Source organism: Pseudomonas sp. PDM31 (genome assembly GCF_019218965.1).
Lineage (GTDB): Bacteria > Pseudomonadota > Gammaproteobacteria > Pseudomonadales > Pseudomonadaceae > Aquipseudomonas.
On the sequence record NZ_JAHUWS010000010.1, the window covers coordinates 213,098 to 237,323 of the forward strand.

Annotated in this window: 25 protein-coding genes and 1 pseudogene; 11 read left to right on the forward strand and 15 right to left on the reverse strand. The window is 55.7% G+C overall.

Translation table 11 applies throughout. The features are described from left to right. Positions 1-23: 23 nt before the first annotated feature. Positions 24-1,712 carry an LA2681 family HEPN domain-containing protein gene (locus tag KW839_RS20490; protein WP_218425330.1) on the reverse strand — a complete coding sequence of 563 codons (1,689 nt, stop codon included), beginning with the start codon at positions 1,710-1,712 and terminating at the stop codon, positions 24-26. Between the two features lie 236 nt (positions 1,713-1,948). Between KW839_RS20490 and KW839_RS20495 the strand changes: the two genes are divergently transcribed. Beyond that, a complete protein-coding gene (locus tag KW839_RS20495; protein WP_371318088.1) occupies positions 1,949-3,310 on the forward strand; it encodes a deoxyguanosinetriphosphate triphosphohydrolase in 1,362 nt (453 codons plus the stop codon). A gap of 82 nt (positions 3,311-3,392) precedes the next feature. Continuing rightward, a complete protein-coding gene (locus tag KW839_RS20500; protein WP_218425331.1) occupies positions 3,393-4,475 on the forward strand; it encodes a DUF4238 domain-containing protein in 1,083 nt (360 codons plus the stop codon). Positions 4,476-4,759: 284 nt separating this feature from the next. Here the strand turns inward: KW839_RS20500 and dgt are convergent. The 4 genes and pseudogenes from dgt to KW839_RS20520 form a co-directional block, all read right to left on the reverse strand. Next, positions 4,760-5,389, reverse strand: a pseudogene (dgt, locus tag KW839_RS20505) (dGTP triphosphohydrolase); the annotation flags it as partial. Positions 5,390-5,589: 200 nt separating this feature from the next. Next, positions 5,590-5,934, reverse strand: coding sequence for a hypothetical protein (locus KW839_RS20510; RefSeq protein ID WP_218425332.1), 345 nt, complete (start codon positions 5,932-5,934; stop codon positions 5,590-5,592). Continuing rightward, a complete protein-coding gene (locus KW839_RS20515) occupies positions 5,931-6,320 on the reverse strand; it encodes a phage holin family protein (RefSeq protein WP_060540963.1) in 390 nt (129 codons plus the stop codon). The genes KW839_RS20510 and KW839_RS20515 overlap by 4 nt, the downstream gene beginning before the upstream one ends. A 1-nt stretch (position 6,321) precedes the next feature. Continuing rightward, a complete protein-coding gene (locus KW839_RS20520; RefSeq protein WP_060540964.1) occupies positions 6,322-6,636 on the reverse strand; it encodes a YqjD family protein in 315 nt (104 codons plus the stop codon). Between the two features lie 325 nt (positions 6,637-6,961). Between KW839_RS20520 and KW839_RS20525 the strand changes: the two genes are divergently transcribed. Further along, positions 6,962-8,170 (forward strand): ammonium transporter, encoded by a 1,209-nt coding sequence (locus tag KW839_RS20525; RefSeq protein WP_060540965.1) that lies wholly within the window; start codon positions 6,962-6,964, stop codon positions 8,168-8,170. A gap of 1 nt (position 8,171) precedes the next feature. On the opposite strand, the gene KW839_RS20530 is transcribed toward KW839_RS20525, so the two are convergent. Then, positions 8,172-9,884: a monovalent cation:proton antiporter-2 (CPA2) family protein gene (locus KW839_RS20530; protein ID WP_218425333.1), complete on the reverse strand. Its 1,713-nt coding sequence runs from the start codon at positions 9,882-9,884 to the stop codon at positions 8,172-8,174. Positions 9,885-10,091: 207 nt separating this feature from the next. Here KW839_RS20530 and KW839_RS20535 point away from each other — a divergent pair, with 207 nt between their 5' ends. The 3 genes from KW839_RS20535 to KW839_RS20545 all read left to right on the forward strand — a co-directional run bounded on the left by KW839_RS20535 (position 10,092) and on the right by KW839_RS20545 (position 11,774). Further along, complete coding sequence (locus KW839_RS20535; RefSeq protein WP_060540967.1) at positions 10,092-10,328, forward strand: glutaredoxin family protein; 237 nt, start codon at positions 10,092-10,094, stop codon at positions 10,326-10,328. Positions 10,329-10,495: 167 nt separating this feature from the next. Next, complete coding sequence (locus KW839_RS20540; RefSeq protein WP_218425334.1) at positions 10,496-10,813, forward strand: transcriptional regulator; 318 nt, start codon at positions 10,496-10,498, stop codon at positions 10,811-10,813. A gap of 70 nt (positions 10,814-10,883) precedes the next feature. Further along, positions 10,884-11,774: a pseudouridine synthase gene (locus KW839_RS20545; RefSeq protein ID WP_218425335.1), complete on the forward strand. Its 891-nt coding sequence runs from the start codon at positions 10,884-10,886 to the stop codon at positions 11,772-11,774. An 85-nt stretch (positions 11,775-11,859) separates the two neighbouring features. Here the strand turns inward: KW839_RS20545 and KW839_RS20550 are convergent, their stop codons facing one another. Both KW839_RS20550 and mobA read right to left on the reverse strand, forming a co-directional pair. Then, positions 11,860-12,081, reverse strand: a complete 222-nt coding sequence (locus KW839_RS20550; RefSeq protein ID WP_060540970.1) for a YgdI/YgdR family lipoprotein — start codon at positions 12,079-12,081, stop codon at positions 11,860-11,862. Positions 12,082-12,155: 74 nt separating this feature from the next. Further along, a complete protein-coding gene (mobA, locus tag KW839_RS20555) occupies positions 12,156-12,758 on the reverse strand; it encodes a molybdenum cofactor guanylyltransferase MobA (RefSeq protein WP_218425336.1) in 603 nt (200 codons plus the stop codon). Positions 12,759-12,839: 81 nt separating this feature from the next. Between mobA and moaB the strand changes: the two genes are divergently transcribed. After that, positions 12,840-13,379, forward strand: a complete 540-nt coding sequence (moaB, locus tag KW839_RS20560) for a molybdenum cofactor biosynthesis protein B (protein ID WP_218425337.1) — start codon at positions 12,840-12,842, stop codon at positions 13,377-13,379. Continuing rightward, entirely contained in the window at positions 13,363-14,589 is a 1,227-nt protein-coding gene (gene glp / locus KW839_RS20565) for a gephyrin-like molybdotransferase Glp (protein WP_218425338.1), read from the forward strand. Before moaB ends, glp begins: the two co-directional genes overlap by 17 nt. 62 nt (positions 14,590-14,651) lie before the next feature. Here the strand turns inward: glp and KW839_RS27720 are convergent, their stop codons facing one another. Next, positions 14,652-14,963, reverse strand: coding sequence for a hypothetical protein (locus KW839_RS27720; RefSeq protein ID WP_256352757.1), 312 nt, complete (start codon positions 14,961-14,963; stop codon positions 14,652-14,654). A gap of 226 nt (positions 14,964-15,189) precedes the next feature. Between KW839_RS27720 and yegS the strand changes: the two genes are divergently transcribed. After that, a complete protein-coding gene (yegS, locus tag KW839_RS20575) occupies positions 15,190-16,095 on the forward strand; it encodes a lipid kinase YegS (protein ID WP_060540975.1) in 906 nt (301 codons plus the stop codon). Here the strand turns inward: yegS and KW839_RS20580 are convergent. From KW839_RS20580 to KW839_RS20590, 3 genes are all read right to left on the reverse strand, one after another. Beyond that, positions 16,092-16,751: a response regulator transcription factor gene (locus KW839_RS20580; protein WP_060540976.1), complete on the reverse strand. Its 660-nt coding sequence runs from the start codon at positions 16,749-16,751 to the stop codon at positions 16,092-16,094. The genes yegS and KW839_RS20580 overlap by 4 nt on opposite strands. Further along, entirely contained in the window at positions 16,748-17,641 is an 894-nt protein-coding gene (locus KW839_RS20585; protein WP_218425368.1) for a sensor histidine kinase, read from the reverse strand. The genes KW839_RS20580 and KW839_RS20585 overlap by 4 nt, the downstream gene beginning before the upstream one ends. A gap of 504 nt (positions 17,642-18,145) precedes the next feature. Continuing rightward, a complete protein-coding gene (locus KW839_RS20590; RefSeq protein WP_218425339.1) occupies positions 18,146-18,613 on the reverse strand; it encodes a hypothetical protein in 468 nt (155 codons plus the stop codon). 458 nt (positions 18,614-19,071) lie between these two features. Between KW839_RS20590 and KW839_RS20595 the strand changes: the two genes are divergently transcribed. Then, complete coding sequence (locus KW839_RS20595) at positions 19,072-20,007, forward strand: chemotaxis protein CheV (RefSeq protein ID WP_060540979.1); 936 nt, start codon at positions 19,072-19,074, stop codon at positions 20,005-20,007. Between the two features lie 307 nt (positions 20,008-20,314). Further along, positions 20,315-21,121 carry an MOSC domain-containing protein gene (locus tag KW839_RS20600; RefSeq protein WP_218425340.1) on the forward strand — a complete coding sequence of 269 codons (807 nt, stop codon included), beginning with the start codon at positions 20,315-20,317 and terminating at the stop codon, positions 21,119-21,121. Between the two features lie 72 nt (positions 21,122-21,193). Here the strand turns inward: KW839_RS20600 and KW839_RS20605 are convergent, their stop codons facing one another. From KW839_RS20605 to KW839_RS20615, 3 genes are all read right to left on the reverse strand, one after another. Further along, positions 21,194-21,478, reverse strand: coding sequence for a pyrimidine/purine nucleoside phosphorylase (locus KW839_RS20605; RefSeq protein WP_007943304.1), 285 nt, complete (start codon positions 21,476-21,478; stop codon positions 21,194-21,196). Between the two features lie 69 nt (positions 21,479-21,547). After that, positions 21,548-22,090: an exonuclease domain-containing protein gene (locus tag KW839_RS20610; protein WP_218425341.1), complete on the reverse strand. Its 543-nt coding sequence runs from the start codon at positions 22,088-22,090 to the stop codon at positions 21,548-21,550. Between the two features lie 70 nt (positions 22,091-22,160). Next, positions 22,161-24,122, reverse strand: coding sequence for an acetyl/propionyl/methylcrotonyl-CoA carboxylase subunit alpha (locus KW839_RS20615; RefSeq protein ID WP_218425342.1), 1,962 nt, complete (start codon positions 24,120-24,122; stop codon positions 22,161-22,163). Between the last annotated feature and the right edge of the window lie 104 nt (positions 24,123-24,226).

Below are 24,226 nucleotides of genomic sequence, written 5' to 3' on the forward strand. Positions count from 1 at the left end.
TCCGCTCCATCGGGCTAGCAGAGTCAGCGGTGCGGAACCTCTCGATGGATCCGAAGAGTGTCATCGTCAGGTAGCGACTTTTCTTGGTGGTGAATGGACAAGGCTAGGTACATCATTGCCGTTTTGGACATTTTGAATAGGCCCATGATCTGCTGTTCAAGGTCTTCGATTGATATGGCTTCACCATACGACTGGAGCCGTTTTTTTTCTGTTATAAGCTCAACTAGTTTTTTGTGCTCTTCGCTATCAGCATCCAGCTCGCTCAGCTTTGTTTCGGCTGCTTTTAGGGTGTTTTCCGGGTTATAGGGTTTCTGGGATAGCTCATATCCGAACGAATCAACTATTTTCAGCGATTTATGCTCAAGAGCATTCCGTATTTTATTTACAACGTTTGCTCTTGGGTAGTTAACATCGGCTAGGAAAAGGTTAGCGTTAGGGTCTTTATTGGTAGTGCTATTTTTTTCGCCAGTATCATGAATGTCTTGGCTCAGAAAATAAAGTGCTCTCAAATATGGGTTTTTGACTTCACTCAACCAAATAGCGGGTTTCTGGTTAGAAGAAAATATGCTGTTTATGTTGACTTTGTGTTCGGGTATTTCACTGTCTGAGACTTTAAAAAATTTATAGATGAAGTAAGCGATTTTGTCTTGTATGGAGTAAAGGCAGCGAAGAGCTGTTCTGTAGTGATTGGTCTTTAAATCGTAGAAGGTCGAATCGTAGCTTTCGACTTGTGAGGTTGTCGAATTATACATGTGCTCAGTTTCGATTGGGATTTGTAAGGCAGTATGGAATAGGTATCTAGCATATTTATAGGTGTCTTTTATCTCTTCAAAGTGAGAGTGGTATGCAAGCTCTTCACTGGGGAGTAATAAGTGATTTATTTTTTCACTAAATGAAGGCAAGTAAAGACAATCTTCGTATGCGTATTCCTCTGTGATGACATTGTTTGTGAAATTCAGGAATAGTTTATTCTTCCCCACCCAGTCAAGGTATGATTTATGCTTTCTGTTCATAAAGTTTTCTTTGTGAGTGTCTGAGTGGTCGGAATCTAGATATTTAGGGTATTGGGCTTCAAACCATTTGCAGTAATGATTGAGTCGATGATTTAGCTGCTCAAATAAGTTCTGTTCTCCCGGAGTGCTTACGCTTTCTGATAGTTTTGCTTTTTTAGAAAGTCTATATGAATGTTTGTAGAAAAAGAATCTTGAGTTTTCATCATATATGCTCTCGCTGGCTTCTATCAGGCATAGTGCCTTGGTGGTGAGGCCGAAAGCATTTTTTTCATCAATAGCTAAATCATAAAATTCTAAGGCTTCAAGATGCCGATGTTGCTCGGTCAGGTAATTTGCAAGATTTATACTTGTTTTTGAGCGGAGGTGTGCAGTGCTAAAGTGGGCAAGTCCTTTACTGCTTTCAAAACTATAGTATTTATCTTTTTGACTGCTCAGCTCATGCAAGGCTTTCCGTAAATAATAGATAGCTCTTTTTATGTAAGGTGAACTCCACTCGTCCGCGATTATAGCTCTGTATGCTGAGTAATATCCCGTGCCCACTGTGTAATACAGTTGAGCTGTCAAAAAATTCGTTTCACCTCTCTTTTTTTGAACTATCTGGCAGTAGTTTATGAGGTTGGTGCTTGAGGTTTCTATCAGTAAATCCATTTTTTGACTGATTTTCTCTATTTCTTGATTGTTGAGAGCTTTATCAGTCATGTGTTCCTGCCTGCGAAGGTCTTGGGTGTTTTTCGATATTCAAACTATATCCCGTCCTCAAAGCTTGGGTAAAGTGATGTGCTGGATGTAGCGTTTAATTTTTAGTATTTTGGAATGCTGGACGGGTTTGAATGGTTAGCTCTTAATCAACTGTTTAGTGCGTATCTCTTTTTTATTGCAAATATCTATGGCTGAGCTATATTTAAACGCTTTGCCTATGTGTTAAAGGTAGTGATATGGCTAGTATGAGTTGGGATAAGCTGCTGAATAATACCCGTCTTGGTGGTCGGCCTCCTAAATCTGAGCTAGGCCGTTCACCTTTTCACTCAGATCATGACAAAGTGATATTCTCCGGTGCTTTCAGACGTCTTGCCAGAAAAACACAGGTTCATCCTCTGGCTACTAATGACCATGTTCACAATCGCCTCACGCATAGCTTAGAAGTGGCTTGTGTTGGGCGGACGCTGGGCGTGAGAGTAGGCCAAGAGCTTCTGAGTAAGCGGCTGATACCCGAGCAACATTCGGCTTCTGATATTGGTGATATTGTCCAAACTGCTTGCCTCGCTCACGACATTGGCAATCCTCCATTTGGTCATACTGGCGAAGAGGCAATACGTCACTGGTTCTCCAATGACGCTGGTGCAAAGCTCATTGAGCATCTTCCTCTATCAGAGGCCACTGACCTGCGTCGGTTTGAAGGCAACGCACAAGGCTTCAGGGTTCTGACGACATCTGAGTACCATCCTCATGATGGAGGCATGCGTCTGACATACGCTTCATTGGGTGCATTCATCAAATACCCATGGTTGGCTGAAGACGCGATGAATGACCTGCGGCCTGTTAAGAACAAATATGGGGTCTACAGTTCTGAGTTAGACCTCTTTAACGAGGTGGCAGATGCTACCGGCCTGCTTCAACTGGGTGAAGGCTGGCGTTGTCGTCATCCCCTTGCGAACCTGATGGAGGTCTCTGATGACTTCTGTTATGCCATTCTGGATCTTGAGGATGGTGTAGAAATGGGAATTTTGGAGTGGGATAAGGTCTTTGAGATCCTGTGTCTTGTCCTTGATGACCATCAGAAAAACCAGCTCATGAAAGACATGCAAGGCATGAAGGTAGGTCGTCGGCTCTCTTTGGTACGTGGGAAAGTCATTTCAGCTTTTGTAGATGCTGGTGCTGCTGCCTTTATGGGCAACCATGATGAGATTATGACCGGTAAGGCTCTGGGTATCCTTGACCTGTGCGACAGAAACGTTAGGGACTGTGTAGCGTCTGCTAAAGCCCTCGCTCGAGACGAAATCTTTCAGCATCCCCGCAAGGTTGAGCTAGAGATTGGAGCCTACAGCACCATTTCTACCTTGTTGAATGTAAGCTGTACTGCCGCCTTGAATTACGTCAGAAGCGGCGGCGTAGCCGACTCCAAGACAAGGCGGGTGGTTGACCTTTTGAGTTTAGATTTAACCGCCTTGAACGGATCTAACGGTGTTTCCAGAGAGTATGGGGCAATTATGCAGGTGCTCGATTACGTTAGTGGCATGACCGACAACTATGCGATGCATTTGGCACGTCAATTCAATGGAATGGGTCTAGAGCGATAGAGCTGAGAGGCGATTCGTTTCATCGAGATTATGCAGAACGACATAATGGCTGTGACGCACTGGTATGCTAAGGAATAGGGTTATGGAAAACAACGCTGAAAACTGTGAAATGATTGACCTCACAAAGTTGAATTACAAAAAGAATCAACATTATGTGTCTAGATTTTATTTGGAGCAGTGGCTAGTCAATAAACGGTTTTTTGTGAAAAGATCGGAGTTCGATAGCTTTAAAGTTTTTGACAAACAAACGGCGAAGGAGGTAGGTACAGAAAGATACTTCTACGGCATTGAGATTGATGATGATGTCCTTGACACGCTTAAATATATGTTCGGTGAGCAGTCTCTATGCAGTAAGGTTCTTGAAAAGCACTTGCAGAATTTGACTCTGCTGAAGCTAATGGATGATGTGATAAACAAAGAAATTGGCATCGTTAATCGCGATGAAGCTTTACTTGAAAACGTAAAGTCTGCCTTCAAGCATATGACTCTTCACCACCTTGAAGATAATTATGAAAGAATTGAGACTGCAATATCGGCCGAAATTAAAAAATTTGCTAATTCAGATTTTGATGAGTCTTGGTATAAACCTACTCGCAAAACCGCTACGTTTATCTTTGTGCTATTTGGGACGCAACTATTTAGAACAAAAGAGAAGATGATTGAGCTTCGGAGCCTTATCCCGAAGATTCATATTGATCGAAACGGCCTCAAAAAAACTCTAACCGAAGAACAAAAAGACTCTGTGTTGAAGGTTATGGCTTTCTTTCATGCACTAGAATTTTCAGCTTCGCTTGAGAAATCCGGTTGCACATTGACTATCACTAGAAACCATACGGACTTAGGTTATCTGACATCTGATTCACCTTCTCTAATACACATGAACCCTCCGCCAGAACTTGATTTATTGGCCTACGGTGCTATTCCTCTCTCGCCTAGGGTTATGGCTCATATCCATTTTCCAAAAGTGAAAGGGAACACAAATGTTTTGACAGTTCATGACGTTCACGATGTTGATCAGATTCTCCTTGCTAACAAGGTAATCATCAGTAACCCTCATAGCCAACTCTATGCTAGTAAACTGGCTGATTTTGTTAGGTCAGGCGTCGATATTGGTGATTACGTCGAGCCCGCTGAAAAGGCTGACAGGAGGAATCAGAGTCGATAATTTAAACATTTCGAATGTTGGTTTTGTTAAGGAGTTTTATTGTGAGCGTACAAAGTTTTATTGATAGGAGTAGAGTTCTCCATGAAACTCTCGAACAAGTTGGTTGGTTCGATGCTGATACAGTGGTTCAGCTTGGTTCACGGCATCGGTGGTAAAGTAAGGTCCTAGCAAAACCCTTCTTATTCTTTTTTTGAAAGCTAAAGCGGCTAGATATTTCCAGATAGTTGCACTTATAGCTTTTTGGCTGTTGCTTTTCAAGAAATGTCATTTTTGGCTGCAAGGCCTAAGTACAGCTCGCTCTGGTAGCAACCGAATTTGTGTTTCTTGTAGCCCAGGGAGTCGGCGTGCTTCGCCGTCCACGGGTATTTCAGGTAGGTACCCAGGGTCGCATAGGTCAGCCGGGTACCGCCGTCGAACTGGTGGTATTCAAGCTGGGTGAGTACCCGAAAGCCTTGTGCATTGCCTTCGAAGTTCAGGAAGTCATTGCGCTCGGTTTCGCTCATCGCATCCAGCCAGCCACGACCGGCGGCTTGCTGGAACCAGTGACGAATAGCATCTTCACCGGAGTGGCCAAAAGGTGGATTGCCGATGTCATGGGCCAGGCAGGCCGATTGCACCACCATTCCCAGGTCGCTGGGCTCGCACCAGTCGGGCAGAGAGCTGCGGATGGTTTCACCGACCCGCATGCCCAGGGAGCGGCCCACGCAGCTGACTTCCAGCGAATGGGTCAGGCGCGTGTGTATGTGATCGTTGCTGGAGACCGGATGCACTTGGGTCTTGCGCCCGAGGCGGCGAAACGCCCCCGAGAAAATGATGCGGTCATGATCTTTGTGAAAAGGACTGCGGCCCAGTTCTTCAGGGCTGTGCAGAGGCTTTCCGAGGCGTTCGCGGGTAAGCAGGGTGTGCCAATCCAAGGCTGGTTCTCTCCGTCCGGTGACTGATGGCCTAGCTTCCCGTTTCGCGACGGCACCTGCAAGCGCAACTGTAACCGGCCAGCGTCGAGGCGATGAGCCGCAGATTTGTGCCTGCCGCCCGGGCATGTACACGGCAATGCCCCCCTCGGCAGAAGGAGGCATCTGGCAGCCATGGTAGAAAAGCAGGTCGAACCTGCTGGTCAGTTTCTGTGCGAAGAACCTTGCATCACCAGTTTGATCAGCGGCCCAAGGGTATTGCCCAAGCGAACCAGACGGCTCAGGGTGCTGATGCCGCCAGCGTTTTTTGCCCCCTTGCCGGTCAGGAATCCCAGCAAAGTGACGGCGGCCACGCCCCAGAGTGGCGCGTGCTTGATGCCGAAACTCTCCTGCAGGTTGTGCGTCATCCCGCGCATGCGTTGCAGCGGCTCCAGCAGTTGCCGGGATTCATGGCGGATTTCCTGGCGATGCATTTCCATGCGCAGGCGGATCAGTGTCTTGCGCATTTCTGCGCGCGTGCTGTTGCGTGGCAGTTCTGGCAGGTTCATGGCAGCAGGCGCTCCCGATCGTTGGCCAGCTCTTCGAGCGTGCCATGGAAGGGTGAGGATTCATCGTAAATCGCAGCTCGCAAGCGAATTGCACAGAAGATCGCGGCGAGCGCATAAAACACGCAGAGGCCGATGATGGCGGGCAGGCGATACGTGTCCCAGAACAGGATCATTACCAGTCCCGACAACCCCACCAGCAATAGCAGCGCGAACACCAGCGCGAGCCCCGCAAACAGCAACAGGCTTACCGTGCGGGCCTTTTGCTCTTGCAGTTCGATACCGAACAGTTCGACATGACTGTGCAGCAATCCCAGGAAAGCGGCACCCAGGCGCCGCGATGATGCGCTTGTACCCGTCACGGACGGGCCGGATTCACCGATTGCCATATCAGCGCCGGCTGGCCAGCAGGCCGATCAGGAAACCCACACCGGCCGCGATCCCGACCGATTGCCATGGATTGGCTTGAACATAGTCTTCGGTTGCGGTAACGGCAGCCTGGCCGCGCTCGCGCAGGGAGTCTTCAGTCAATTTCAAGGTTTCGCGGGCGCGCAGCAGACTGTCGTGGATCTGCTCGCGCAACTCATCCGCCTGATCACCGGCCAGGGTGGCGGTGTGCTCCAGCAGGCGTTCGGTGTCGCTGACCAGAGTCTGGAAGTCGTTCATCAGGATTTCTTGAGCAGTCTTTGCCTTGATGCTGGCCATGTGGGATCTCCATAGGTGGCTTTCTGAATCGTTCGAGTATGAGCCTTGAATGAAGGTTCAGTACAAATGACTGGTACAACTTTTGCTATCTCGTGGTGCGCCAGCTGCGCCGTTGCGCTATTGCCGGGCATGCTTTGAGTAAAACCGTAGTACCGGAATCCGAATACGGACACCCGTGCGGGCCATGTTTTGTCCGGACAGCATATGTGCGCCAAATCGGTTCAACCGGTTGAACCTCCTGATTGCGTGAGGCCGCAACATGGTGCATGGAGCGCTGCCGCGAACTGCTTTGGTGCTTTTTTTCAGCCTTGAGGTCTGCCAACCGATGGAAAACCTGCAAAGTGCTGTGGACAGTCTGGTCCATAGTTCCAACACACTGTTCATTCTGATCGGTGCGGTCATGGTGCTCGCCATGCACGCCGGTTTCGCCTTTCTGGAAGTCGGAACGGTTCGGCAAAAAAACCAGGTCAACGCGCTGTCGAAAATCCTCAGCGATTTTGCCGTTTCGACCCTGGCCTATTTCTTTATAGGCTATTGGATTTCATATGGTGTGACTTTCATGCAACCGGCCGCCGTGCTCAATGCCGACCATGGCTATGGGCTGGTGAAGTTTTTCTTTCTGCTGACCTTTGCCGCGGCAATACCGGCGATCATTTCCGGGGGCATTGCCGAGCGCGCCCGATTTGTCCCGCAGCTGTGCGCAACGGTGCTGATCGTGGCTTTCATCTATCCATTCTTCGAGGGCATGGTCTGGAACGGCAACTTCGGCTTGCAAGCCTGGTTGCTTGAACGCTTCGGTGCCGGCTTTCATGACTTTGCAGGTTCCGTGGTGGTCCATGCCATGGGCGGCTGGCTGGCACTGGCGGCGGTGTTGTTGCTTGGGCCGCGCAATGGCCGTTATCGCGACGGCCGCCTGGTTGCATTCGCCCCCTCGAGCATTCCGTTTCTGGCGCTGGGTTCGTGGATTCTCATCGTCGGCTGGTTCGGCTTCAACGTGATGAGTGCGCAGACTCTGCAAGGCGTCAGCGGGCTGGTGGCGGTCAATTCGCTGATGGCCATGGTCGGCGGGACGATGGCTGCATTGATCGTCGGTCGTAATGACCCCGGCTTTCTGCATAACGGTCCATTGGCAGGGCTGGTGGCGATTTGTGCCGGCTCGGACCTGATGCACCCGGTGGGTGCGCTGGTCACAGGGGCCATCGCCGGGGCACTGTTTGTCTGGTGCTTTACCGCCGCCCAGGGCAAATGGCACATCGACGATGTACTGGGTGTGTGGCCGTTGCATGGTCTGTGTGGCGCGTGGGGCGGCATAGCCTGCGGGATTTTCGGCCAGAGTGCCTTGGGCGGCCTGGGCGGGGTCAGCCTGATCAGTCAGTTGCTGGGCACTGTGCTTGGCGTGAGCGTGGCGCTGGCCGGTGGCTTTGCGGTGTATGGCGTGATCAAGGCGTTGCATGGGTTACGCCTGAGTCAGGAAGAGGAGTATTACGGCGCGGACCTGTCGATTCACAAGATCGGCGCCGTGAGTCAGGATTGAGTCAGGTCTCTTCATCTGTGGCGCCCGGATAGAAGCCATGCAGCAGGCGATAGCGGTCGCGTCGCACCTGATCGACATGAACTTGCACCTGCTGGTCGGACAGACCCAACAGGATCAATGCCTGGGAGGCGAGCATCAGGCTGGACTCCAGCAATTCAGGCACGACTTCGCTGGCGCCGGCCTCCTTGAGTTCGGCCTGGCGACTGTCATCACGGGTGCGCACAAGGATCGGTACGGTCGAATGGCAACGGCGTGCCTGCTTGAGTATCAGCAGCGCCACATCCGTGCGGTCGACAGCGATTACCAGCAACTTTGCCCTCTCAAGTCCTGCGGCAATCAGCAATTCACGACGTCGGGAGTCGCCGTAATGCACGCATTTTTCAGCGACCGCGGCTTCCTGAATTCGCACGGGATCATTGTCCAGAGCAATGTAGGGTTGCCGGGCATGGTTGAGCAAACGGCCGATTGCTTGACCGACGCGGCCATAGCCACAGATCACCACATGGTTGTGCAGGCCGGCACTGAGTGCGCTGATTTCCTCGAGTTTGGTTTCTTCGCTGGATTTATGGTGCAGGCGAGCGGCGATATGTGGAGCTGCGCGCAGTAGCAACGGAGTCAACAACATCGAGCAGAATGTCGCAGACAGCAACGGGCCACCGAGGTCGCCGAGCATCAATTTGTGCAGCTGCATCTGCGCCATCAAGGCGAAACAGAACTCTCCACCCTGGGCCAAGGCCAGGCCGCTGCGCCACGCGGTTTCACTGTCGCTGCCGCGCCACTTGAGCAATAGCGCAACCACGCAGCCCTTGATCAACATCAAGCCCAGAGTCAGGGCGAGAATCAGCAGGCCTTGGCTGGTAAACAGCTGCAAGTCGATCAACATGCCGATACTGACGAAGAACAACCCAAGCAAGATGTCGCGGAACGGTCGCAGGTCAGCTTCGATCTGATGGCGGTAATGACTTTCACCCAACAACATGCCGGCAAGAAATGCCCCCAGGGCCGCAGACAGGCCGAGCAAGTGAGTCAGGGAGGCTGTCAACAGCACAATCACCAATGCCAGCAACACAAACAGTTCTGGTGAGCGGGCTGCCGCCACTTCATGGAACAGGCGCGGAAGCAACCAGCGGCTGGCCAGCAGCAGGCCGACGAACAGCACGACGGTTTTGCCCAGGGTCAGTGGCAGCGCCCAATACCAGAGCTGCTCGCTATTGCCGGCGAACACCGGGACCAGGGTCAGCAACAGCACCGCCATGATGTCCTGAAACAACAGTACAGCGATGGCATTCTGGCCATGGCTGCTGAAGATTTCGCCGAGGCTGCCCAGTTCCTTGCTGACAATGGCGGTAGAGGACAGCGCCAGGCCGGCGCCGAGCAGCATGGCGGGTGTGGAAGGAATGCCGAGCAACATCAGTAATCCGCCCAGCACAAGCGCCGAGACCAGCATCTGCAGGCTGCCAAGACCCAACACCAGCCGGCGCATTGCGAGCATTTTCGACAGGGAAAACTCCAGTCCGAGCGAGAACAACAGAAACACTACGCCCAGCTCTGCGAGGTCCGGCAGCTCTTCGCTTCTATTGACCCAGTTGAAGGCGGCCGGCCCGATCAGCATCCCCACGCATAGATAGCCCAGTACCGGTGGCAGTCGAAGCCGCTGGAACAGGGCGATGACCACCAGGGAAGAGGCAAAGATGATCAATAGATTGCTGAACACTAATCACCCCGGTGAATAAGTCTGCTCTACAAGCGTAGAGGCAAATAAACCCTGAGCATCCGGTAAATGACGGCAGTGGCAACTGATGTGCGTCAGGATATCTCTGTTCGCCCCGACCCTTTGGAGGTGGCGCAGGGAGTATTCAACCGCTCGACGGTTTTTCGGGGCAGGCCTAGAATAGTCACTCAATTTTCTGGTTGAGCGCTCATGCTTCCTGAATGTCAGCTGTTCGGCACCCTTGGGTGCCATCTCTGTGAAGTCGCCGAAGCCATGCTGATGGAGTTCGTCGAGCGCGGCCTGCTGGTGGAACTGGTGGATATCGCTGACGACGAAACCTGGTTCGAGGCTTATAGCCTGCGCATTCCTGTGCTGCGACGGGTTGATACCGGTGCGGAGTTGGGCTGGCCGTTCAGTGCCGATGAGCTGGTAGCATTCCTGCTCTGAGCAATGCGCTGGCGGTGCTCCCGTCTGTCGAACTTTATGATCGATACCCTTGGCTTAACCGGTGTTGTTCGGATACTGTATGCGCATACAGTTATTCGCAATACCCGGTTTGCGGCTCCTGATCGTCAGGAATATGCAGTCAAGACCGGGCGAGAGAGGGATCAATCGTGGTCAATGTCGAACAGTTGAAGAGCAGCGTGAACAGGATGTCCGCGGACGTGGTACGCGAGGCTGTCCTTGAATTGCAGCTCGATGGTCTGGTAACCGAAGGTAAAACACCATTCAACAAAACCCATTTCAATACCTGCTTCGCAGAGATCGAGGCCCTGTTTCAGCGGGCTGGCTATCACAGGCAACTGGACGTCGTGGGCTATCAGGGTCTGTTGTATGCATTGTACGACCCGGTTCGCTGGGAAGCGGTCGATGTGCTGCGCTGGCTCAAGGAATACACCGAAGCGGCGGCGCGCACGCAGATTTCGGCCTGAGGATTATCTTCTAGGCTCGTTCACGCCGCTGCTGGATAATGGCGCTCAGCATTGAGGGTTAGAGCGTCGTATGTCCACTTCATCATTTTGCGCGGCAAAGAGTCAGGCCAGCACGTTGTATTTGCCACCGGGGCCTTGGTTGACCGTTCTCGAATGCCTGTGCGAGCACTTCAGCGCCATTGGTCGTGAACAGTGGCTGGATAGAATCGCTCGTGGTCGTGTCCTCGATGGGCACGGCCAGCCAATCGCCCTGGATCTCGCCTACAAGGAAGGTTTGCGGATTCACTATTTTCGCGAAGTGCCGGACGAAAAACCGATCCCGGTGATCGAGTCGATTCTGTATGCGGACGAGCACCTGGTGGTGGCCGACAAGCCGCATTTCCTTCCGGTGACACCGGCAGGTGAATACGTTGAACAGACTCTGCTAAGACGCTTGATCCGTCGATTGGACAACCCGCATCTGGTACCGCTGCATCGCATTGACCGGCACACCGCAGGCCTGGTGCTGTTTTCCGCCAACCCCCAGAGTCGTTCGGCTTATCAGTCGTTGTTCCCGACCCGGCAGATCGAAAAACGCTATGAGGCCATCGCCCGGGCCTTGCCTCAACACTCGTTTCCGCTGGTTCACAAAAGCCGCCTCATCGATGGCGAGCCTTTCTTCCGCATGCAGGAAGGCCCGGGTGCGAGCAACACCGAGACGGCTGTCGAGGTCAAGGAAACGCACGGAGATCTGTGGCGCTATGGGCTTTACCCGGTGACGGGCAAGAAGCATCAGCTGCGGGTGCACATGTCGGCATTGGGGGCCGGTATCTGCAACGATCCGTTTTACCCTGAGGTACTCAAGGATGCAGAAGATGACTACGCCAATCCTTTGAAGCTGCTGGCCCAGGGGCTGAAGTTTATCGACCCGGTGACAGGCCAGGAAAGGCAGTTCGAGAGTGAAATCACCTTGCAATGGTGATCATCAACCCTGGACGATCCGCTTTCTCCAGCCATGAAAAAGCCCGCATTCAGCGGGCTTTTCTGTATCCGGTGTCTCGTAGGAATTACAGCTCCTTAACGGTACGAACCTGATCCTTGTTGATGCGCGTCTGCTTGCCATCGAGCTGTTCGAACTCGTAGAAACCGGAATCCTGGTCGAAGTCCGGGGTGTCGACTGCCTGGATTTCGCGACCGTCATTCAAGGTGATCACTGTTGGCGATGCGCAACCGGCGAGGGTGGCGAGGCCCAGTGCAAGCATGAAAGTGGCGAGGGTCCGTTGTGTCATGAGTGTGTCTCCGAATATGAATTCTTTGGTTACTGAACTTGAGACGTACACAGCGCCAGCAAGTTCCTTGGGTATCAGTTTGACACAGTGTGGTGAGTGCTCAACAGCTGCGGCGTGTTGAGGTTGGCCAGGCGAGGATCATTGTCAGGGCATGTCAAGGCGGTCGCACCGAGCTTGCGCATCAGTCGGCCGGGGCTGCGCTCACCCTCATTCCAGGCTTTGTCGAATTCAGCCCGCAACGCTACAGGTATCACACACAGCAGCGGCTCCCAGTGTTCGTCATGGCGAAGCATCAACGGCTGGTCCGGGTGTTGGCCGGCGGATTCGCGCATGCTGGTCAGCAGCGCCGCATCGACACGCGGTACATCGCAGGGCAGCACCAGCAGATGGGGATGACGCGCGGCTTTGAGGCCCGCGCGAATACCGGCCAGCGGCCCCGGAAAGTCACCTTCATCGTCATGGACCAACTGATCGGCATAGGCTGCGTACCGCTGCGGGTTGCGGTTGCAGGAAATGATCAGGTCATCTGTCAGAGGGCGGGTCTGACGATGCAGATGTGCAATCAGCGGTTCGCCCTGCCAGTCCAGTAGCCCCTTGTCCTGGCCGCCCATGCGTTGGCCACGACCGCCCGCCAGGAGCAAAATGGAGCAAGTCAATAAATTCGTACGGGTGATCATTGCAAGTCTCCACGCAGGCGGCGAAAAAACGGGGCGCTGTGATATAACACCGGGCTGTTTCTCCTACAACTGGACGAGCCTATGAAAGCCAAGGCTGATGTACCTTTCGCACCGCTCAACATCGCGGTGCTGACTGTCAGTGATACCCGCACACTGGAAACCGATACCTCGGGCCAGGTCTTTGTCGATCGGCTGGTCGCTGCCGGTCATAACCTGGCTGCCCGGGTGATACTTAAAGATGACCTGTACAAGATCCGTGCGCAAGTTGCCACCTGGATCGCCGATGATGTTGTGCAAGTGGTGTTGATCACCGGAGGCACCGGCTTTACCGGGCGTGACAGCACACCGGAAGCGGTCAGTTGCCTGCTGGACAAGCAGGTCGATGGCTTTGGCGAGCTGTTCCGCCAGATATCGGTGGCGGACATCGGCACCTCGACCGTTCAGTCGCGAGCATTGGCTGGCCTGGCCAATGGCACGCTGGTGTGCTGCCTGCCGGGGTCGACCAATGCAGTACGCACCGGTTGGGACGGCATACTTGCCGAACAGCTGGATGCGCGGCATCGCCCATGCAATTTCGTACCGCACTTGAAGCAGGCGCCAGCCTGTGAATCCCGTGGGTAAGCCAGGCAAGACCGGCAGCCTGATGCCGGTCGAGGTGGCCTTGGCACGCTTGCTCGAAATGGCCGATGACACGCCAATTGTCGAGCGTGAGCATTTGCCGTTGGCTCAGGTTCAAGGACGTGTGCTGGCGCAAGACCTGGTGTCGACGCTTGATCTGCCGCCGTGGCCCAACAGCGCCATGGATGGTTACGCCTTGCGCACGGCCGACTGGGCTGGCGAGCCACTGGTGGTCAGTCAGAAGATCTTTGCCGGGCAGGCTCCCGACCCCTTGCAGCCCGGAACCTGCGCGCGAATCTTCACCGGTGCACCGGTTCCCGCCGGTGCCGACTGCGTCGAGATGCAGGAAAACGCCGAGGTCCAGGCGGATCAGCGAGTGCGTTTCATCCAGGCCATGAAACCGGGCCAGAACATTCGCCCCCAAGGCCAGGAAACTACCGTCGGTGAGCTGGTGCTGCCGGCTGGCACGCGTCTGGGGCCCATCGAGCAGGGGTTGGCCGCTTCCCTGGGATGTGCCGGGCTGGAAGTGGTTCGCAAAGTGCGCGTTGCGGTGTTGTCCACCGGAGATGAATTGATCGAACCGGGACAGGCGTTGGGGCCTGGGCAGATTTACAACAGCAATCGAGTGTTGCTCTGCAATTGGTTGCAGCGCCTGGGTTGTGAAGTCGTCGATGCGGGAATTCTTCCGGACGATCTGCAAACCACCCGTACCCGACTGGGTGAAATGCAGGACGTCGACCTGATTCTCTCGACCGGTGGCGTATCGGTAGGTGAGGCGGATTTTCTCGGCATCGCCTTGCGCGAGGAGGGGGAGTTGTCTCTGTGGAAGCTTGCCATCAAACCGGGGAAACCACTGACATTCGGGCATTTTCGTGGCGTACCGGTGATTGGGTTGCCGGGCAATCCGGCATCGACGCTGGTGACTTTTGCCTTGTTGGCCAGACCCTATCTCCTGCGCCGCCAAGGCGTAAACGACACCGAACCGCTCAAGGTGCGAGTGCCGGCCGGCTTTGACTGGCCGATTCCCGGCAATCGACGGGAGTATTTACGAGGGCGCATGGAAAACGGTCAGGCAATCATCTACAAAAACCAGAGCTCCGGCGTACTGCGCAGTGCCGCCTGGGCGGACGGTCTGGTTGAAGTACTTGAGGATCGCACGCTGGTGCAGGGCGATATCGTCAACTTCATTCCACTGAGTGAAGTCCTCAACTGATGGCTGCCGCCGCCTTTTCACGCAAGCCCGGTGATTGAACCGGGTTTAGCGTTTCTGGTCGCTCAATGACTCAGGATCAATGAAATGATCTGCTCGAATCGGCTATTGGCGATCCAGCCAAGGAGCCCGAGAACAACGGCGGTTCCGCCAGCGGAATAGGCCAGCCTGTATTTGATTGACTTGACGTCGTCATGGAACTCATCCACATCTCTGGATATGTATCTGAGTCGAGTTTCCAGTTCAACGATGCGAGGCTCCAGCGCTGTTTCTTCGATGGCTTTCACATTGTTGCCGGGCTGGTCGTGATGGTCGGGGCGTTTTTCTGCAGGTGTTAAAACTTGCATCACCGGTGACCTGTTGGTTTGGTTTTGCATTGCACATCCTTGTATTGATTTTGCTGATGACTAAAAACTTGGGCCCAAAGTGTACTAATCCCGATTTGTGGTCAATTGAGCCGATTCCTCACGTTTTGTAAGAAAAATCTCGACATCCATATTTCCACATTTACCCAAACGCAAATTATTGGTTTTTTTTGCAACTTTTATAGGGCGCTTCGTGGTCAACATTCTCCGGATGCCCTTCAAACCGGGAGCGACAATGATGAGCGAGCGCAAGGCCTTATTGATTCTGCATGGCAAGCAGGCGCTCAACGACGCGGTTCGTGAGGCGGTCGAAAGCAAGCGTGAGCAAGGTTGGGAGGTGGCCGTTCGATTGACCTGGGAGGCCGGGGACGCGCAAAGGCTGGTCGAGGAGGCCTTGGCTGGCGGATATCGACAGATCATTGCCGGTGGCGGTGATGGCACTCTGCGCGATATCGCCGAGGCCATGGCGTCGCAATCGACCAAGGCCAGCCTGGTGCTGATGCCTCTGGGCACTGCCAATGATTTCGCGCGCGCAGCGGGGGTGCCCCTGGAGCCCGATCAGGCCCTGGAACTTATGGACACCGCGCCCACTGCCATCGACCTTGGGGAGGTGGGCGGGCAGATCTTCCTGAACATGGCCACAGGTGGTTTTGGCAGTCTGGTCACGGCGAACACTTCCGAAGACTTGAAGAAAGTCCTCGGCGGCGCGGCCTATCTGTTTACCGGTCTTTCACGCTTCGCTGAGTTGCATGCCGCTTATGGTGAGCTGCAGGGGCCGGATTTCCACTGGAGCGGCGATCTGCTCGCACTCGGCATCGGCAACGGGCGTCAGGCTGGCGGAGGGCGGGTGTTGTGCCCGCAGGCGCTGGTGGATGACGGGTTGCTCGATATCAGTATCCTGCCTGCGCCGCAGGAAGTCGTCGGCACCTTGAAAAATCTGCTTTCCGAAGGTTTTGGCATCGACAGCATGTTTGTACGCGCCCGGTTGCCATGGGTTGAAATCAAGGTGTCGGAGGGGCTTTTCATCAATCTTGATGGCGAACCGCTGGAGGGCGACAGCCTGAGGTTTGCGGTGCGGCCGGCGGCGCTGCTCGTGCATCTGCCCGAGCGCTCGCCGTTGTTGAGTACGGGTGAGGCCGACTAGTCGTCCAGACTGATGATCTGTTCGCGTACTGCGAAAAGTACCAACCCGGCGACATCGAAAATCTGCAGGCGCTTCATGATCTGTGAACGGTGGGTTTCGACGGTCTTGACGCTCAGGTACAGGCCGCTGGCGATTTCCCGGGTGGATTTGCCGCGGACAATCAGGCGCAGGATTTCCAGCTGGCGCGCCGTCAGATTGTGCGAGTCGGCGGCCTGCGGCGGGTGTTTCTGATTGCGGATCAACGCCTGATTGATGACGGTATGGGCGATGGCCGGGCTCAGATAGCGCTCGTTGTTGCGCAGGGCCTCCAGCGCGTGCTCGAGTTCGGTGGCCGTCGTGTCCTTCAACAGGTAGCCATGGGCTCCGGACTCCAGTGCCTGCATGATGATCGCGGGATCGGTATGCATCGAAAGGATCAGCACCTTGCTCTGCGGGCAGATTCGTTTGAGCTGTAGCAGTGCTTCAAGGCCACCGGTCTGGCGCATGGAGATATCCAGCAGCACGATATCCGGGGACAACTGTTCGACCATTTCGAGCAGTTGCGCGCCGTCATTGGCTTCGCCGATGACCGCATAGCCGGGAAGATCCATTACCAGGGCACGCACGCCAGCCCTGATCAGCGAGTGGTCATCCACCAAAAGTAAATTACAAGTCAATGCATAACCTTATTCGGACTGGCCCGTTCGAGCGCACGAGGCGCCCAGGGAAATAGAGCTTCGATCTGAGTGCCTTTGCCGGGCTCGCTGATAACGGTCAGCGTGCCGCCCAGTTGATCAATCCTTTCCGTCATCCCGGCCATCCCGCGTTGTCCCTCACGGCCTGGGTCGATGGCAGGTGCAAAGCCTTGACCATCGTCGCTGATTTGTAACTTCAGGCCTTGTGGCAGGCGCTGCAGACAGACCAGCAGGTTTTTCGCCTCGGCGTGTCGCAGGATATTGGTAACCGCTTCCTGGGTGATCCGAAAAGCAGCGACGGCCATTTCTTCCGGTATACCGGTCAAGCGCTGCTGGCACTCCAGACTCCAGTGCACTGGCGTATTGGCCAGGGTCTTGAGCAGATGTGCGCGCAGACTGGCTTCCAGGCCCAGGCTGGCCAACTGGCGGGGATTGAGAATGGCCGATACATCGCGAACTTTGGCCAGTGTTTCCTCCAGCGTCTCGCACAGAAGCGAGCATTGCCCCTGAAGGTCCTCGGGCATCCGGCGTTTGAGCCATTCGCTTTGCAGCTTTGCCGCTGTCAGTAGTTGGCCAATATCGTCATGCAGTTCGCGGCTCAATCGGTGACGTTCGCTTTCCTGAACTTGCAGCAGCCGGTCGGCCAGTTCTTGCGGCTCAAACTTGATGGACTTGCGCGAAAGCAGGTATTGCACCCAGACACCGCCCAAGGCGGCAATGTCGAGCGACAGAAGCCCGAGGGGCAACTGCAATGACCGAATGTAGATCAGCAGGCTGCCGAGGCTCGAACAGATGCATAGAAAAAGCGTGAGCCTGCACGCATTTTCCCGGCTGGGCGGCCGCAGGGTTATTGACTTGAGGCTGGCGTGCATAGCGGTTGGAGCCATTGGGTGTTCGCTGACGGGCAGACCGGTCATGCTGATTGACGGTCTCTGTTTTTGTTAGGTGGAGCGTCGACTTCAACGGGGCACACTTTCTCGGCAGCAAATCAGCCATGAGCCTGGTTTGGGCTGTGCTGGCCTGAATTCACACTGCTAATAATTGGCGTCAACTAATAAGCGCCATAATAGCACTTAAGATACCGTCGGTCGCGGTGGGATAGTTGTTCAGATAGTCTGGCTTTTGGCTGGCCTGGATGCCGGTTCCAAAATGGAACGCATGACTGTGTGATGAGCTGGTTGGCTATTTGCGGTCTTTAGTAGTTGCTGCCAGGCAGAACCCTGGACGTTGATGGACACGCAACTACCGAAAGTAATAGTTGTTTGTTCACACATGTCGTTCATGGATATGAAGTATCCAATTGCGACATGTTCGAACGCGAATTTCATAGCAATTGCGACGTCCCGGATACACAACCATGGCGTAGCCGGGTTTGTTCAGGCGTGCAGTTCCGAGTAGGAAACGAGGGCGAGCGGTCTGGTGTTGACCGGTTGAAACCCGCTTTGTCCCACCTGAACGGCAAACGCTTCGATCAGGGTCACCTGTTCACTGTCGTCCAGACTCAACTGGCCAGTGGTCTGGTCAATGAGTTCGAGCTGCCAGGCAATCAGGGTCAGGCAGTCTTTCAGGGCGCTCAGCGCTTCGTCATGCAGGTTAATGTGATTCTGGGCGTGGTTGAGCAGGTCATGGATGTGCAGGGAAAACTCCGAAACGGCTGCCAACGCCAAGGCATCAGCCTTGTTGGCCAGCTTCAGGAGGGTGTTGAGCATGCAGTCGATGGCGTCCCTGTCGTTGCTGATCAATTGCAGGTGGCTGAGGCATTCTTCGGTTTTGGCCAGGAGTGTTTCAGCCTCGACGAGAAACTCCGGGAGCCGCTGAGCCCACTGTGTACGTTCGTTCGGCATACTTACCTCCACAACGTCATGTCAAATGAGGGGATGTCGTGTGTGTCGAGGAGGACGGTCGGGACCTCGCCGTTGTCAGTCAGACCAGGCAACGAGCTGCCGCCAGCCATGGAGCGGGCAGGGGAACACAAGAGGGTGCTAGGCCAATTAGCTGCGATCGCACACAAAAGCCTGACTCCGTTCATGCAATGAGAATGGCGTCACATTAATGGCAATTGGATATTGCGAATATCAGGTTGTAACTGATTGTGGCTAGGGGAATCCCCTACGCAGCGGAACCTGTCGAGCAATCGGTGGTCGCGCGACGGGGGCAGCCAATGAAATGTGCCGCTAGTAAAGCATGATGTCAAAGTGATATCAATGCTTGCGCGTGGCATTTTAGAGCGGATCAAGCTTCGGTGATAACAGCCGATAACCATCTTTAGTGAATTCACCCGAACAAGACCAGGAGCCCATTGATGGCTGGCATTCTCGACACGGTAGACCAACGCACGCAACTGGTGGGTGAGAATCGCCTGGAAATTCTCATGTTCAGGCTCGCCGGACGGCAATTATTCGCGATCAACGTCTTTAAAGTGCAGGAAGTCTTGCAGCTGCCGAAGTTGACCCTGATGCCGCAGCGTCACCCTTTCGTTTGCGGTGTGGTCAACCTGCGTGGCCAGACTCTGCCGGTCATCGATTTGTCCCAGGCCATCGGCATGCGTCCATTGGTTCCGGGGCCTGGCAGCACGATTATTGTCACCGAATACAACCGCTCCGTGCAGGCATTCCTGGTCGGGGGCGTGGACCGCATCGTCAATATGAACTGGGAGGCCATCCTGCCGCCACCCACCAGTGCTGGTCGCCAGCATTACCTGACGGCTATCAGCAAGGTCGATGATCAACTGGTGGAAATCATCGATGTGGAAAAAGTCCTCGCCGAAATCGTCCCCTACAATGCCAAGGTATCCCGGGAAAAGCTCGACGACCCGGTGCTGGAACGTGCCCGTGGCCGCGAAGTGCTGCTGGTCGATGACTCGAATGTGGCCTTGTCGCAACTGCGTGACACCCTGGGTCAGCTCGGGGTGAAGATGCATGTCGCCAGTGACGGCTTGAAAGCCTTGAACAGGCTCAAGGCCTGGGCCGACAGCGGGATCGATATGACCGAAAAACTGCTGATGGTGTTCACCGATGCGGAAATGCCGGAAATGGACGGCTATCGTCTGACCACCGAGATCCGCAATGATCCGCGTCTGCGCGGGTTGTACGTGGTGCTGCACACCTCCCTGTCCGGCAGCTTCAACGAATCGATGGTCAAGAAGGTTGGCTGCGACGATTTCCTCTCCAAGTTCCAGCCGGACAAACTCGTCGACGTAGTGCGCCAGCGTCTGATACTCGACGAAGTGCCAGCCTGATAACCCCGGCTTCTACAGGATAATGCTGTTCACTTAAGCTGGGGCGCACACTTGTGGCGAGGGGGCTCGCCCCCGTTCGGCTGCGGAGCAGTCGTAAAACCACTACACGCGGTATACCTGATACACCTCGGTGGCAGGTTTTGGGGACGCTTCGCGGCCCAACGGGGGCGAGCCCCCTCGCCACAAGGTGTGTGCCCGCTTAAGTGAACAGCATTAGCCTCCTACAGGGGACTTTGGCGCCATCCAGGCTTTGATTCGCCGCTGAAGCTCGTATAGGGTGACGCTTTTGCCTGACAAGGAGCTGGCCATGCTGCGTCTGAGCGCGCTTTATCGTTATCCGTTGAAATCGGGCAAGGGCGAGACATTGGCACAGATCAGTCTCGACAAACTGGGGCTGGACGGCGATCGACGCTGGATGCTGGTGGACGAGGCCAGCGGACGTTTCCTGACCCAGCGAGCGGTAGCGCAGATGAGCCAGCTGTCGGCATTGTGGAATGCTCAAGGGGGGCTGACCCTTGCGGCGCCCGATCATGCGCCGATCAATGTTGCCTTGCCCGGCAGTGCCGCTCAATTGCGCGGCGTGACGATCTGGCGCGACACCTTGCGGGTCCCCGATGCGGGTGATGAGGCCGCTGCCTGGGTCAGCGAGTTCATCGGCAAACCGACGCGGCTGGTGCAGGTGCCGCTCGATCGTGCGCGCACGACCCAGGCAGGCTACGGCAAGGATGACGATCAGGTGGCATTCGCCGATGGCTTTCCATTGTTGCTGATCGGCCAGGCGTCCCTGGAGGAGCTGTCGCAACGGGTCGGGCGTCCCCTGGAGATGTTGCGTTTCCGTCCCAACCTTGTGATCGAAGGCAGCGAAGCCTACGCCGAAGATGGCTGGAAGCGTATTCGCATCGGCGAGGTCGAGTTCCGGGTGGTCAAGCCCTGCTCGCGCTGCATCCTGACCACGATCGATCCGCAAACCGGGGAACGCAGCGATGATCGCGAGCCTCTGGCAACCTTGCAGAAGTACCGTTCCCAGGCGGATGGCGCAATGTTCGGCCAGAATCTGGTCAACGACAGCAATGGTCGACTCGAAGTCGGCATGCCGGTCGAGATCCTCGAGTAGTCCCCGGTAGAACGAAAAATGCCCGCGTTCAGGAACGCGGGCATTTTTTTGTCGCGGTGAAAATCCGCAGGTTTAGCCGCGGTATTCGCACAGGTAGGCAGTATCGACGGCAACCTTGAGCTGGAACTTGCTGTTGGCCGGCACGTTGAACTGGCTGCCGGCGGCGAAGGTTTCCCAGCCGTTGCTGTCCGGCAGTTTGACCGTCAGGGCGCCGCTAACGACGTGCATGATTTCCCGCTGGCTGGTGCCGAATTCGTATTCGCCCGGAGCCATGACGCCGATGGTCGCCGGACCTTCTGCGGTGCCAAAGGCGATCGACTTGACGGTGCCGTCGAAGTACTCGTTGACTTTAAACATGGGCGATTCCTCGAAAAGGGCTGAAAAGGGCCGGCCAGTATGCACAAGGCCCTTGGCGCCGTCACCTGTCTAAAGCGGAAGAACCAGCGGCAGCAGGCGTGCGGTATTGCGCGCATCCTCCAGCGCCCGGTGCTGCTGGCCGGTGAACTGCATACCGGCCAGTTGCAGGGCGCCATTGAGCCCCAGCGGCCGTTCCAGTCTTCGGGCCTTGGCGAAGCGTTGCTTGAGGTTCATGTGGGTCACCTGGGTCAGTACGCTGTCCAGTTGCAGCCGCTGCCATTCCAGGAGCAGCTGTTTGCGATCGTAGTCGCCCCAACTGGCCCAGCCTTCAAGGCGTGTGTGATGCTGGCCGAGCCAGCGCTCGAACGCAGGCCAGACCTCGCGCAGAGGTTGTGCGGCATCGATGCTGGCCTGGGTGATGTGGGTCAGCTCGCGGCAAAACGGGGTCAGCAATGGCCGGCGCAGCGGCCGGACAAAGCGCTGGAAGTGATCCAGCTCACGTCCCTTGCGATCGACCAGAGTGGCGCCGATTTCAATGATTTCCATATCTGTGATTGGCCAACCGCCCTCATCGGTGGTGGCCTCCAGATCAATGACCAGCCAGTGAGGCATCGCAGGGTTCCTGGTATCCGCGTCCTATAGGCGTTGAGCGTAGCTAAACCCGGCCGTTGCGCCTAGCGGCTTATTCGACCTCCAGCAGAATCTGACGGTTTTTCACCTGGTCGCCGACCTGAACTTGCAGCCGTTTGAGTACGCCGTCGATACCTGATTTCAGCGGATGCTCCATTTTCATGGCTTCCAGCACAACCAGCAGTTGCCCCTTGGTGACGGGGCTGCCTTCGCGCACGAGCACGTCGACGATCGCTCCGTCCATTGGCGCCTTGAGGGTGCCGGAGCTGACGTTGGCCAGGCTGCTGACCGGTGCCTGAGTGCGATCCACCAGGCGCAGGCTGCCAGGGCGGGTGAACAGCCAGAGTTGTCCGGCGTCCAGACGGTAGTGGTGGCGTTGGCGAATGCCGTCGATCTCCAGGGTCGCCTGGCGTCCATCGTCGTGGATGACCTGCAGGTCGAGCTGACGGCTGACGGCCTGAATCCGCAACGACCCGCCGGGTTGCGCATGCAATGCCACCGGCCAGACCTGATCTTCAAGACCGATACGGTAGTGCAGCGGTACGCTGGCGTTGTTGCGCCAGCCGGCCAGCGTGGTGTGATGAGTCTGCGCCGAGGCCAGATAAAAAAACGCGGCGGCGATGGCCAACTGTTCGGCGCTTGGTAGAGCCGGGTTGAGGCACTCATGCTCGACGAAATGCTGTGGGATAAAGCCGGTGCTGAATTCGCCACTGGCAAATTGCGGATGTTCCAGCAGGCTCGTGAGTAGACGCTGATTGCTGTGCAAGCCCAGCAATACACTGTCCTGTACTGCCCGCAGCAACTTGCGCCGTGCCTCTTCGCGTGTTGCGCCATGAGCGATGATCTTGCCCAGCATGGGGTCGTAGAAGGGGCTGATGTGCTGGCCTTCGATCAGGCCATGATCGATGCGGATGCCGTCCTGCAGTCCCGGTTCCCAAGCCGTGACTTGCCCGGTTTGCGGCAGGAATCCCTGCGCGGGATCTTCGGCATACAGGCGCACTTCCATGGCGTGTCCGTTGAGCTGTACCTGCTCCTGGCGCAACGGCAGGGGATGCCCTTCGGCGACGTGCAGTTGCCAGGCCACCAGGTCCAGTCCGGTAACCAGTTCAGTCACCGGGTGTTCCACCTGCAGCCGGGTGTTCATTTCCAGGAAGTAGAACTGTCCTTGGGCATCGAGCAGAAACTCCACCGTACCGGCACCCACATAACTGACGGCACGTCCGGCCTTGAGCGCGGCTTCGCCCATGGCCTGGCGCAACTCGGCGGTCATGACCGGGCAGGGCGCTTCTTCGATGACTTTCTGGTGGCGGCGCTGGATCGAGCAATCACGCTCGCCGAGGTAGACCAGGTTGCCATGCTGGTCGCCAAACAACTGGACCTCGACATGGCGAGGGTCGATCAAGGCCTGCTCGAGGATCAGCTCGGCGCTGCCAAAACCATTGAGGGCTTCGGAGCGCGCGGTACGAATCTGCTCGAGCAAATCACTTGCCTCGTGCACCAGGCGCATGCCGCGACCACCGCCACCGGCACTGGCTTTGATCATCAGCGGATAGCCGATGCGTTCGGCTTCGCGGGTCAGGGTCGTATCGTCCTGTTCGGCGCCTTGATAGCCTTTGATGCAGGGCACACCGGCGTCGATCATGGCGATTTTCGACAGGCGCTTGCTGCCCATCAATTTGATGGCTGCAGGGCTTGGGCCGATGAAGGTGAGACCGGCATCCTGGCAGGCGAGGGCGAAGCCGGCGTTTTCCGAGAGGAAGCCGTAGCCGGGATGGATCGCATCGGCGCCGGTGCGGCGGGCGGCGTCGATGATCGCCGGGATGTTCAGGTAGGACTGTTGCACCGGGGGCGGGCCAATGTTGACCGCTTCGTCGGCCATCTGCACATGCAGGGCGTCGGCGTCGGCATCGCTGAATACGGCGACTGTGCGGTAGCCCAGAGCCTGGGCGGTGCGCTGGATGCGGCAGGCGATTTCACCGCGGTTGGCGATGAGGATTTTCTTGATCGCGGGCATGGGGTGGCTCTCTAAATTTGCGATGACTGTTTGGGCCTCATCGCGAGCAGGCTCGCTCCCACATGGGATTTTTGTCGTTCACAAAACCTGTGGGAGCGAGCCTG